Here is a 12447-nt window from a genome sequence, read left to right on the forward strand (position 1 = left end):
TCGTCTCAGGAATATTGGCACATTGGGTGTAGCATATTTTCATCAAGCCTTTAGTGATGCCAATCAACGTGACGGCGTTGTAGCCCGTGTTACTCCGGAATTTTACAGTTTCAGTAGCCTACCCATCAGCCTCGGGGTTCAGGGATATTTCCGAGCATATACCAGCGGCGTGGGTATCGTTAATGGTGGCTATTTCAACCCTCATCACTACCTGGAAGCATTGGGGTATGTCATATATGTGCAGAAATTTTCGCCTTATTCTGTGATGCGTCTTTATGCGGGCTACGGTAGTCAGACCGTAGATGGCGTAACGACACCAGTAGCTGATTTTTACGGTACCATTACCGATATTGTTTCACATTATTTACAAATCAGCCTTACTGGAGGTTATACCGAGATAGCTAGCGCATATGGAGGAGGCTCAGGTTATCACCGGAGTTATGTAGGGGCCAACTTTACGATCCCCTTTTGAAAAAATGGCGGAGAGGGTGGGATTCGAACCCACGTGGGGCTATTAACCCCCATCCGATTTCGAGTCGGCGCCGTTATGGCCACTTCGGTACCTCTCCGTGGAGGCATACATTAAGCTTTCATGAGGGCTTCGGCAAGCCCTCTAAACGCCCTCAAAACCCGGGCGTTCGGATAGAATCATCCGCTACCAGTAAAACACCTTACAAGCGGGCGCCATCGTTACGATCCTTGGAGCTGATAAATTGGCGTTTGAGGACATGCTCCCGTTTCAACCCCAACCATAAGGCGATGGGGCTGGCGACAAATATGGAAGAATAGGTGCCGACCACCACGCCAATCACCAGGGCTGTGGCAAAACCATGAATGACCGGCCCGCCAAACAAAAACAGGGAGAGCGCCACCATGAAGGTGATGAAACTGGTGATGACCGTTCTGGACAGGGTTTCATTGATGGCTACATTGAAGATTCCCGCCACATCTCCGCTGCGCGAGGCGCGCAGGTCTTCACGCATACGGTCAAACACCACCACGGTGTCGTTCAGGGAATAACCCATGATCACCAACAAAGCAGCGATGACCGTCAGGGAAAACTCTTCCTGGCTGATGGCAAAAAAACCCACCACCAGAATAGGATCATGGAGCATGGCCAGCACCCCACCCACCGCAAAGCGCCATTCAAAGCGGAACCCCACGTAAATCAGAATCCCCAGCGTCACAATAATCAAGGCCATGATGCCCTTGTTGCGGAGCTCTTTGCCAACTTCCGGGCCCACATACTCAGTGCGCCGGAGCTGTACATCAGGATAGGCCGCCTGGTTTTTCTGAAAGACCTGTAAAATGCGGGTGCCTACGGCGCTGCTCTCACCCGGCTGCGTGCGCAGACGAATCAGCAGGTCGCGATCTCCGCCAAAGGTTTGCACCACCACATTGTGAAATCCTGCCGCCGTCAGCGTCCCTCGCACCGCACCCAGATCCGGGGTTTTGCTGAAAGCCAGCTCCACCAGGGTGCCGCCGGTAAAATCAATACTGTAATTCAGTCCACGCACCAGAAAAACCGCCACGGAGGCCACAATCAGCAACGCAGATATGCCGAGAAATATCCAGCGCCTCGACATGAAATCCACATGGGTACGTGCTTTAAATAATTCCATGACCTCGCCTCAAATATAGAGTTTCTGGACGCGTCGCTTACCGAGGACACGTTCGATAATCCCGCGACTCATCATGGTTGCGGTAAACATGGAGGTGATTACCCCGATAGTCAGCACCAGCGCAAATCCCTTGATAGCTCCGGTACCAAACTGGAAGAGCACCAGTGCGGCAATCAACACCGTAATATTGGAATCCACAATGGTCGCAAAGGCTTTTTTGAATCCGGCGTCAATAGCTGCCCGCACACTCATGCCATGGCGTAATTCCTCACGGATGCGTTCAAAAACCAGCACGTTGGCATCCACCGCCAAACCGATTTTCAGCACAATACCGGCAATACCCGGCAGGGTCAGGGTCCCTCCCATCAAGGAAAGTACCGCCAGAATAGCGAGAATATTGACCAGAATAGCCAGATCCGCGATCAGGCCAAAGGCCCGATAGTAAATGGTCATAAATGCGACCACAAAAACCATCCCAAACAGCACGGCCATGACGCCGTCATGAATGGAATCCTGACCCAGGGTGGGGCCTACGGTGCGCTCCTCGGAAATATGTACGGGCGCCGGCAACGCCCCTGCCCGCAGTTCAATGGCGGCATTGCTGGCCGCCTTGAGATTGGCAAAGCCGGTGATCTGGGCTCTGCCACCGGTGATGGCTTCACGAATGACGGGGGCCGTCACCACTTTGTTATCGAGCAGAATCGCCATGCGCTTGCCCACATTTTTACTGGTCAGATCACCAAAAATGCGGGTACCGGCATTATTAAAACTGACGTTAATGATGGATTCGCCATTATTGTTATCCACTCCGGCACTGGCATTGCTCAAATAACGGCCGGTCAGTACCGTATCGGTATATAGTACATAAGGTGAACCATGCAGACCGTAATAAAGGGCGGTTCCAGGTGGCAGCTGACCCTTCAGGGCATCGGCCATATTAGCCTGATCATCCACCATCTTGAACTCCAATTGCGCGGTGGAACCAATAATGGACTTGGCGCGCTGGGTATCCTGCACACCCGGCAACTGTACCGCAATATGTTCCATCCCCTGACGTTGAATGACCGGTTCCGAAACCCCCAGCTCATCAATACGATTGCGGATCACCACGATGGCCTGCTGGAGGGCATCATCTTTCATTTTTTTGGCGGCATCAGGGGTGATGGTCACCTCGATAATGCCTTTGGGCTGAACAGTGACCGCATAATCGGGGTATTGCTGGGCAATGGCTTTTTGTGCCTGCTGGGCCAGGGCCGGGCTGGCCATTTCAATGGCCAGAGAACTGGGGCTCGTATTGTTGACAGCGAGATACTGAAGATCCTTGTGACGCAGGAAGGTTCGCAAGCTACCGCTATCCTGTTCCAGGGCGTGTTTGATAACGGCATCCGTATCGACCCGCAGCAGCAAATACACCCCGCCCCGCAAATCCAGACCCAGGTTGACCGGCTTGCCACCCAGGGATTTCAGCCAGTCAGGTTCGGCAGACATTTGTGACAGGATCACCTGGGCATTAGCCGGCAGTTTATTCTGCAGCAAGGTTTCCGCCAGCCCCTGGGCATTATCATCGGGGAAGAAAAAAGTGCTGCCCTGGGCATCGCTGCTGACCCGGGTCACTGGAATTTTGGCATCCTGCAGCCAGCCTTGCAGCGTTGCTACGGGTGGAATGATGGTGCCGATGGGTGCGCGTACTTCTACAGCGGCATGCCAGCCATAAAAATTGGGCAGTGCATATAACAATGCCGGGATCACCACCAGGAGAATAATCAGGTACTTCCACCACGGATAACGGGTCATGAACAGGCCTTAAAGTTTTTTCAGAGTCCCTTTGGGAAGCAACAAAGTGACCGCCGCTTTCTGGACTTTCACTGTCACGCCTTCAGCGACTTCAATATGCAGATATTCGTCGCCAAGTTGCATAACGCGGCCGGCGAGTCCGCCCAGGGTGACAACCTCATCACCCTTGGAAATGGATGCCATGAGTTGGCGCTGCTCTTTGGATTTTTTCATCTGCGGACGAATCATCATGAAGTAGATGATGGCGCCAAAAACCAGAATATACACAATCATGATCAGTCCGGAGTCTGAACCACCACCGGCTGCAGTTCCGGCATAGGCATTGGCAATCGGTGAAAAACTCATTATCCACTCCTGATCAGGTTAGAGGGCGCCCATTGTAGCCTTTAGGCGTCAATGAGGGAACTTGTCGTGCGCCGCTGATAAAATTCTTTCCGGAAAGCTTCCAGACGCCGCTGCATGATGGCCTGGCGCAAACCGGCCATGAGATCCTGGTAATAATGAAGATTGTGCTGGGTATTCAGCCGGGCGCCCAATATTTCCTGGCTGCGCTGCAGGTGCCGCAAGTAGGCACGACTATAATTTTGGCAGGTATAACAGCCACATTCCGGATCGGGAGGTAGGGAGTCTTTTTCATAGCGGGCGTTACGCAGCTTGAGGATGCCGTCCCGGGTAAACAGCCAGCCGTTGCGGGCGTTTCGAGTAGGCATGACGCAATCGAACATATCCACGCCCCGATAGACGCCCTCGACCAGGTCTTCCGGCGTCCCCACCCCCATCAGGTAACGCGGCCGATCCTTGGGCATCCAGGGCATGAGGTCTTCCAACACCTGCATCATCTCGGCCTTGCTTTCGCCTACCGAAAGGCCACCCACGGCGAGACCCGGAAAGTCGAGCTTTTGCAGGCCTTCCAGTGAGCGTCTCCGTAAATCGGCGTACATCCCGCCCTGGACAATGCCAAATAGCTGACCAGGCCCCTGATAGGCCAGGCGCGAACGGGCTGCCCAGCGCAGGGAAAGCTCCATGCTCGTCCGTGCTTCGGCGTAAGTCGCCGGATGGGGCGTACATTCATCAAAAACCATGGCAATATCCGAACCCAGTACCGCCTGAATCTGCATGGAATCTTCCGGCCCCAGAAAGACCTTGTGACCATCGCTGGGGGCGCGGAATTCCACCCCGGCCTCGCGCAGCTTGCGCAAGGCTCCGAGACTGAACACCTGAAAGCCCCCGGAGTCCGTGAGAATGGGGCGATCCCAGTGCATCATCCGGTGCAGCCCCCCCAGAGCACTGATCACTTCCAGACCCGGACGTAGAAACAGATGAAAGGTGTTACCGAGAATGATGTCCGCACCAAGGGCCTTGAGTTCTTCAGGCGCCATGGCCTTGACAGTGCCATAGGTACCCACCGGCATGAAGGCCGGGGTTTGAATATCGCCGCGTGGCAAATGGACGATACCGCGCCGGGCGGCACCATCCTCACCCAGAACTTCGTAAATCCCCATCAGGTCACACGGGTTCCGGGCACGGCGGGGGTAATGAACATGGCATCTCCATAGCTGAAAAAACGATAGCGTGCGGCCACTGCATGGCGGTAAGCGGCAAGCATACATTCCGTGCCCGCAAAAGCACAGACCAGCATCAGTAAAGTCGATTCGGGCAGATGAAAATTAGTCAGCAAGGCATCGATAACCTGAAATTTTTTACCCGGGTACAAAAACAGCCGGGTTTCCCCCACATAAGGACGGAGGTTTCCGTCTTGTCCGGCGGTTTCCAGCGCCCGACAGGCGGTGGTACCCACTGCTATCACCCGACCGCCCCGCGCCTTGGTTGCAGCTATGGCATCCACGGTTTCCTGCGACACTATCAGGGTTTCCGCGTGCATGACATGTTCCAGCACGTCATCGCTGCGCACCGGTAAAAACGTCCCGGCACCGACATGAAGGGTGACAAAACGCCGCTCGACTCCGCGTGCCTCCAGGGCATCCAGCAGGGCCTGATCAAAATGCAGACCGGCGGTCGGGGCAGCGACCGCCCCCGGCTTATCGGCATAAACCGTCTGGTAACGCTCCCGGTCAGAGGCTTCGGGAGCGCGGTGAATGTAGGGCGGAAGCGGCATGCTCCCCTCGGATTCGAGGATATCCAACCAGGAGCCCTGCAGGAGATGCAGGCGCACATCCATACCTTCTTTTTCCAGAACTTCAGCTTCATCACCATGGGCCAGACGCAAGTGCATACCGGGCCGCAAGGCTTTGGAAGACTTGGCCAGAAACCAGCCCTCCTGTTCACCCAGTAGCCGATCCAGCAATAATTCCACCGCCCCACCCGTTTCCTTGTGGGCGTGGAGTCTGGCGGGAAGTACCCGGGTATCGTTGAGAATCAGCAGGTCGCCGGGATGCAGCCATGCGGGCAACTGGCGAATCTCGCTATCCTGCCACTGGCCGCTCTGACCATCGACCACCAGCATCCGTGAGGCGCTGCGCTCGGCGAGAGGTTCCTGGGCAATCAGCTCCGGGGGCAAGTCATAGGAAAAATCACTTTTCAGCATATTGTCTCTATTCAGGAAAACCAGTCCGTTTCATCTTCTGGCGGATGGGGAATCACTTGCACCTGGGTAATGCGCGGGCCTTTCTTGCGCAATACCAGCACATCAAAGTCCGGAAAATGCACCCGCTCGCCCTCCTCCGGGACTCTGTCCAGTTGCCGCATCACCAGTCCACCGATGGTATCTGCCGCATCCTCGTCAATATCCCGATCCAGACAGCGCTCCAACGAATAGAGGGAGAGACTGCCCGATCCCACCCAACTGCCATCCAGGCGCCGCTGCCATTCCTTGCGCTGGTGTCGGAATTCATCAGGAATGACACCGAGAAGACTCTCCAGGACGTGATCCAGGGTCACAAATCCGGTGATGGTGCCGAGATCGTCGACCACCAGGGCAAAATGGGGGTGACCGGAACGAAAATGACTGAGCAAATCCATGGCAGGCAGCGCCTTGTTGACCGAAGGCAGGGGGCGGAGCAGATTTTTGAGATCGCCCAGATCCCCATGACGCGCCAGTCGGGCAAAAGCATCCTTGACATGCAGCAGGCCGATGACGTGCTGGCGGTCGCCCTCGCAGACCGGGTAGCGGGTAAAGCGATGGCGCAACATCAGCGTCCGGGTTTCTGCGGTGCTGTCTTCGCGCATCAGACAGATCATGTCGGCAGCGGGGCGCATCAAATCGCCGGCCGTCAGCTCCGTAAAGTCCAGGGTGCGATCGAGAATATCCCCGGTACGCTGACCCAGGGTGCCCTGGGCCTGGCTGAGGGCCAGAATCATGGCCAGCTCATCCCGGGAATGGGGCGCATCTCCGGCATGCTGATCGAGGCGCAAGGCGAACAACCGGAGAACAATGCGCGTTGCCCCGTTGAGGACCCAAATGGCTGGATACATCAGCCAGTAAAAAGCATAGAGCGGTGCCCCCGTCCACAGGGATACCGCTTCGACTTTGCGGATGGCCAGGGATTTGGGTACCAGTTCGCCAACGACAATGACCACAAAGGACACCAGGCCAAAGCCCAGGGCCAGGGCAACGGACTGCAGGATGGCTGGATTACGCACCCCGAAAAACCCCAGTACGGGCTCCAGCAAGCGGGCCATGGCCGGTTCGCCAATCCAGCCGATACCCAGGGAGGCGAAAGTAATACCCAGCTGGGTGGCCGACAGATAGGCATCGAGACGGCCATGCATACGCACCAGAATGCGGCCACGCAGACCGTGTTCCTGGGCCAGGGTACGGGCATGGGTACTGCGCAGGCGGACCAGGGCAAACTCTGCCGCCACAAAAAATCCATTCAGTAAAATCAAGAGGGCTGCCAGCAGCAGCCCATTGGCTTCAGTCACCGGGGCAAGCCCCCATCTGCAGCAGCGTAATCCGGATGGCTTCAGTCATCGCTGGCAATGAGCTGCTCCAGGCCGGCAAAACTCTGCACCACATCATTGCTGGGCAGGGTGACCCCCAATTGCCGGGCAATCTGGCTGATGGAAAATATGCCGCGAATTTCAATGCCCCGGGGTGTTTCTTCGCGAACCAGCGCATGCTGACGACTGGCCTTGCGCAGGGTGAGGACAATATCCCCTACGGTGGAGCGCTCTACTTCCGGCAGATCCAGCACATCAATCTGGCCGAGCGGCACCATGATACTCTGAACCTGGATATTATCGCGCGGGATATGTTCTTCGGCAGCCAGACGCACCGGCTTTTCACCCATAATGTCCCGGGCGGTAATCAATCCCACCAGTACTCCCAGATCATCGAGCACCAGCAGCAGGCGCACGCCCATATGAATCATACGTTGCATGGCCTGATCAATGCTCGCTTCAGGTTTGATGGATGCCGCCGGAACTCGTCGCAGGTCGGTCATGCTTTTCAGCGCGGAGTCTTCCGGCGTAAGGCTCAGGGGCAGGCCATTATCAAACAAACAAACACGGGTGTCGGGCTGGAGGCCATGACGTTGTAAGGCACGGAATCTTGTCATCTCTTTTTCTCCGTCAGTAAAGTAAAAGGAAACATCTCGCTATTCAATCAGCATAGCGCAAATCAGGTCGCAGCCATGGCGGCGGCAAAACCCCGGCGCAAATCATCCTGAAGATCATCCACATGCTCCAGTCCGATACTGATGCGCAGCAGGCCATCGCCAATACCGGCGGCGGCCCGGGCTTCGGGACTGACCCGGCTGTGTGTGGTACTGGCGGGATGGGTTATGGTGGTTTTGGCGTCTCCCAGGTTTGCCGTCAGAGACAGCAGACGCAGACCATTGACGAAGCGCCAGGCCGTTTCCTGCCCGCCTTTCAGATCGAAGGACAGGATGGCGCCGGGACGACTTTGTTGCTGCGCCGCCAGCGCCTGTTGGAGATGACTTTTCAAGCCAGGGAAATAGACCCTTTCCACTTCCGGACGGGCAGCTAGCCATTCGGCTATCTGTTGGGCATTCTGACAGTGCTTTTCCATACGCAAAGCCAGGGTTTCCAGACCTTTGAGCTGGACCCAGGCATTAAAGGGACTCAAGCTCGGCCCGGCAGTGCGAACAAAATTGCGCGGGCCATTGTTCAACAGGGCATTGCTGCCACAAACAGCCCCCCCCAGGGTTCTCCCCTGCCCGTCCAGATATTTGGTGGCAGAATGCAGCACCAAATCAGCGCCGAATTTCAGGGGTTGCTGCAAAGCCGGGGTACAGAAACAGTTATCCACCACCAGCCAGGCATCATGGGCATGGGCCAGATCCGCCAAGGCCGTCAAATCACCAATTTCCGTCAGGGGATTGGACGGCGTTTCCAGAAACAACAGCCGGGTTTCGGGACGAATGGCGGCCTTCCAGGCATCCAGGTCTGCCAGGGGCACATAGGTGGTCTCGACGCCAAAACGGCCGAGAATGGTACTGAGGAATTGCACCGTCGTCCCGAAAATGGACCGCGAGGCAACAATATGATCGCCTGCTTTCAATAAGCCCATGAACGCGGTCATGCAGGCGGCCATCCCCGATGCCGTAGCCACACAGGCCTCGGCGCCTTCCAGAGCAGCCAGACGTTCTTCGAAAGTGCGTACCGTCGGATTGGTAAAGCGCGCGTAGATATTGCCCGGCACTCGACCGGCAAAGCGTTCTGCTGCTTCCTCGGCCGACGCGAACACAAAACTGGAGGTCGGAAAAATCGCTTCACTGTGCTCCTGTTCCTGGGTCCGGTGAATACCGGAACGAATGGCCAGGGTTTCCGGGCGCAGTGCTGCGCTCCAATCTGTAGGTTCAGAACTCATTTCACCTCCTTGAGCAAGTGCAACTGACGGGAGCCATGTCCTTCAGGAGTCGGTAAAGGATAATCATCGCTGAAACAGGCATCGCAAAAGCCCTTTTCCCGGGAACCCACGGCCGCATAGAGCGCCTCCAGGCTGATATATCCCAGGGTATCGGCACCGATGATTTTGCGCACTTCCTCAATACTATGCTGGGCGGCAATCAACTGGGAACGATCCGGTGTATCAATGCCGTAGTAACAGGGACCGGTAGTCGGTGGTGAACTCACCAGAAAATGCACTTCCCGGGCGCCTGCAGCACGGACCAGATTGACGATTTTGGCACTGGTCGTACCCCGCACAATCGAATCATCCACCAGAATCACCCGCTTGCCATGCAGAATATTGGGTTGGGCATTGAGTTTGACCTTGACGCCAAAATCCCGGCCACGCTGGGCGGGTTGGATAAAGGTCCGACCTACATAATGATTACGGATCAGGCCCAACTCAAAAGGCAGCCCTGAGGCTTCCGCATAACCCATGGCTGCGGCCACCCCGGAATCCGGTACCGGCACCACCACGTCGGCTTCCCGGGGATGCAGACGAGCCAGAGCCTGACCAATACGTTTACGGGCGGAATACACATGGGTACCATCCAGAACGCTATCGGGGCGGGCGAAATAAATATATTCAAAAACACACATTCTGCGTTCGGTAACGGCAAAAGGCTTGCGACTTTCAATCCCTTCCCGGGAAATGATGATGAGTTCACCCGGCTCGATATCCCGCACAAATTCGGCACCCATCAAATCCAGCGCGCAGGTTTCCGATGCCAGCACAAAACCACCGGAATCAATCAGCCGCCCAAGCACCAAGGGGCGGAAACCCATAGGGTCGCGCACCCCTATCAAACGGGTTTCGGTAAGACAGACCAGCGAATAGGCTCCCGATACCTGTTTCAGCGCTGCCGCCAAGCGGGTACCGGGGTCTTCTCCGGGCACCCGGGCGAGCAGATGGACGATCACTTCGGTGTCCATATCTGTATGAAAAATCGCCCCTTCCTGCTCCAGACGAACGCGCAACTCTTCGGCATTCACCAGATTCCCATTATGCCCGACCGCAAAAGCGCCGTGCCGGTAATTAATGAAAATCGGTTGAGTATTGCGCAGTACCGAACCACCCGCCGTGGAGTAACGCACATGCCCGATGGCCTGCTCGCCGGGCAGTTTACTGATCTGCTCCAGTCCGAACACATCCGCCACCCGCCCCATGCCGCGCTGGACGAAAAGTTTGCCCTGATCTTCCGAGACGATCCCGGCAGACTCCTGACCGCGATGCTGCAGGGCATAAAGGCCAAGATAAGTCAGATTCGCGGCTTCCGGATGCCCAAAAACACCAATCACTCCACATTCATCATGGAAATGATCATCTTCTATGCATTGTTCTTCCCAACGTTCAGTGTGCAATTTTCTGCGACTCCAAATAGGACACGGCTGGCGCCGTCAATGATTGTGACCAGTGTTTTATGGGCTCCTGCGCCAGCCAGGAGTTTTTCCACCAGGACTCACGGGATAAATCGGAAGATTGTACCAAGGTGACCAGAATAGCGATCAGCACCAAACCCCGCAAAAACCCGAAGAAGGCTCCCAGAAACCGGTCGGTTGCTCCAAAGCCAATGCCGTATAATAACTTACGAACGACAAAAGCGCACAGGGTACCGACCACCAGACACGCAAAAAACAAAATAAAGGAAGCCAAAGGCGTCCGCCATCCTGCAGGGATATCATGAGACAACTGCGGAGCCAGCCAGCTCCCGCCCCAGGTCCAGGCCACATAAAAGCCCCCTATCCAGGCTGCCAGAGAAAAAAATTCGCGCACCATACCGCGAAACAGTCCCCAGAGCGCAGAGAGCAGTACCAAACCAACGACCACAATATCCAGCCAGTAACTCATGGTGCAGAATCTTCCAGCCAGTGGCGGGGCAACTGATTGACCAAATGAAAAGATCCGAAACAGACGATGATATCCTCTTCCGACAACTGGTTACCCAGCGCCTGCAACAGTTTTTGCATATTGTGTCCAAGCTCCACCTGCTTCGCCCCCAGTTCCCGCAAGCAATCGGCCAGATGCGCAGCTCGGGCGGCGCGGGGCGTGTCGGTAATTTCCAGAACATGCCAAACTTCCACAGCTTCGATCAAGTATTTCAACGTACCGCAAATATCCTTGTCTGCCAGCATAGCAACAATGGCATGGCAGCGGCCCTTGGAGTCTTCCCGCCGCCCGGCCAGCAGCCCGGCCAGTTGTGCTACAGCCTGGGGATTATGGGCGACATCTACAATCAGGCGGGGTGCATCCGCCCCCCAGGGCCGCAGCTCCTGGGCTCTGCCTGACAAAACAGGACGGAGCTGCCAGTCACTCAAGGCACTCGCGGGCACCGCTAACTTTGGCTGCAAAACAGTGACGGCGGCCAGGGCCAGCGCCAGATTCTGCCACTGACCAGCGCCCGCCCAGACTGGCTCGGGCATGGGCAATATCTGCCCGAAACCTTGCCAGCGGCGCGGTTGCACCGAAAAATCAAAATCACGCCCGAGGAGATAGAGTGGTACATGCTGCTGTGCGGCACTTTCCAGCACCGTGGCAACGGGATTTTCTCCATCGCCATAAAGGGCGGGTACATCAGGCCGAAATATGCCGGCTTTTTCCCGACCGATGGACAGGCGATCCGGCCCCAACCAATCCTGATGATCCATATCCACGGTGGTGATGACACTGCAGTCGGGGGTAAAAGCATTGACTGCATCCAGACGCCCTCCCAGCCCCACTTCCAGAATCGCCAGATCGACCCGGGCGGCGCAGCATATTTTCACCGCCGCCAGCGTAGTTATTTCGAAAAAAGTAAGGGCGACACTGCCCGCCAAGGCTGCTATTTCATCCAACGCCTCTTGCCAGACCCTGGTCGGCGCAACAACGCCATTCAGCCGCAGGCGTTCGTTGAATGTCCAGATATGTGGACTGGTATAGGCGGCAACCCGATAACCAGCCTGCCGATAAAAGCTCTCCAGACAGGCGACCGTGGAGCCTTTGCCGTTCGTCCCGCCCACCGTGATCACCGGCATGGGCAAACGTTCAGGGATATTCAGCAGTAGCATGGCGGCACGCATGCGCTCCAGACCCAGGACCATATGCTCCGGGGGCCCGGCCATGCGGATCACCCGCTCACTGAGGACATCTGTCAAAACACTATCCTGCTGCCTGAACGGCTCA

General features: G+C 56.3%; 11 protein-coding genes, 1 tRNA gene and 1 pseudogene. 1 reads left to right on the forward strand and 12 read right to left on the reverse strand.

Features of this window, described 5'->3' with window-relative positions; genetic code table 11:
- A pseudogene (locus AC2VLR_RS10705) lies at nucleotides 1-472 on the forward strand (hypothetical protein); the annotation flags it as partial.
- A gap of 5 nt (nucleotides 473-477) precedes the next feature.
- On the opposite strand, the gene AC2VLR_RS10710 reads toward AC2VLR_RS10705, so the two are convergent.
- From AC2VLR_RS10710 to AC2VLR_RS10765, 12 genes are all read right to left on the reverse strand, one after another.
- A tRNA-Ser gene (locus tag AC2VLR_RS10710) sits at nucleotides 478-569 on the reverse strand.
- Nucleotides 570-671: 102 nt separating this feature from the next.
- Nucleotides 672-1622: a protein translocase subunit SecF gene (gene secF, locus AC2VLR_RS10715; protein WP_486882105.1), complete on the reverse strand. Its 951-nt coding sequence runs from the start codon at nucleotides 1620-1622 to the stop codon at nucleotides 672-674.
- 9 nt (nucleotides 1623-1631) lie between these two features.
- The gene (gene secD, locus AC2VLR_RS10720; RefSeq protein WP_486882106.1) at nucleotides 1632-3416 is read right to left on the reverse strand and encodes a protein translocase subunit SecD; all 1785 of its coding nucleotides are present in this window, start codon (nucleotides 3414-3416) and stop codon (nucleotides 1632-1634) included.
- 9 nt (nucleotides 3417-3425) lie between these two features.
- Complete coding sequence (gene yajC, locus AC2VLR_RS10725) at nucleotides 3426-3761, reverse strand: preprotein translocase subunit YajC (RefSeq protein WP_215843828.1); 336 nt, start codon at nucleotides 3759-3761, stop codon at nucleotides 3426-3428.
- 41 nt (nucleotides 3762-3802) lie between these two features.
- The gene (gene tgt, locus AC2VLR_RS10730; protein ID WP_486882107.1) at nucleotides 3803-4918 is read right to left on the reverse strand and encodes a tRNA guanosine(34) transglycosylase Tgt; all 1116 of its coding nucleotides are present in this window, start codon (nucleotides 4916-4918) and stop codon (nucleotides 3803-3805) included.
- Entirely contained in the window at nucleotides 4918-5961 is a 1044-nt protein-coding gene (gene queA, locus AC2VLR_RS10735) for a tRNA preQ1(34) S-adenosylmethionine ribosyltransferase-isomerase QueA (protein WP_486882108.1), read from the reverse strand. Before queA ends, tgt begins: the two co-directional genes overlap by 1 nt.
- An 11-nt stretch (nucleotides 5962-5972) precedes the next feature.
- A complete protein-coding gene (locus tag AC2VLR_RS10740; protein ID WP_486882109.1) occupies nucleotides 5973-7298 on the reverse strand; it encodes a hemolysin family protein in 1326 nt (441 codons plus the stop codon).
- A 41-nt stretch (nucleotides 7299-7339) separates the two neighbouring features.
- Complete coding sequence (locus tag AC2VLR_RS10745) at nucleotides 7340-7933, reverse strand: CBS domain-containing protein (RefSeq protein WP_486882110.1); 594 nt, start codon at nucleotides 7931-7933, stop codon at nucleotides 7340-7342.
- Between the two features lie 62 nt (nucleotides 7934-7995).
- The gene (locus tag AC2VLR_RS10750; protein WP_486882111.1) at nucleotides 7996-9207 is read right to left on the reverse strand and encodes an O-succinylhomoserine sulfhydrylase; all 1212 of its coding nucleotides are present in this window, start codon (nucleotides 9205-9207) and stop codon (nucleotides 7996-7998) included.
- On the reverse strand, nucleotides 9204-10649 hold the full coding sequence (gene purF / locus AC2VLR_RS10755) for an amidophosphoribosyltransferase (protein WP_486882112.1): 1446 nt from the start codon (nucleotides 10647-10649) through the stop codon (nucleotides 9204-9206). Before purF ends, AC2VLR_RS10750 begins: the two co-directional genes overlap by 4 nt.
- On the reverse strand, nucleotides 10639-11136 hold the full coding sequence (locus tag AC2VLR_RS10760) for a CvpA family protein (RefSeq protein ID WP_486882113.1): 498 nt from the start codon (nucleotides 11134-11136) through the stop codon (nucleotides 10639-10641). The genes purF and AC2VLR_RS10760 overlap by 11 nt, the downstream gene beginning before the upstream one ends.
- Nucleotides 11133-12419: a bifunctional folylpolyglutamate synthase/dihydrofolate synthase gene (locus AC2VLR_RS10765; RefSeq protein WP_486882114.1), complete on the reverse strand. Its 1287-nt coding sequence runs from the start codon at nucleotides 12417-12419 to the stop codon at nucleotides 11133-11135. Before AC2VLR_RS10765 ends, AC2VLR_RS10760 begins: the two co-directional genes overlap by 4 nt.
- Between the last annotated feature and the right edge of the window lie 28 nt (nucleotides 12420-12447).

The sequence above is a fragment of the Acidithiobacillus sp. TH-A117 genome (assembly GCF_057473465.1).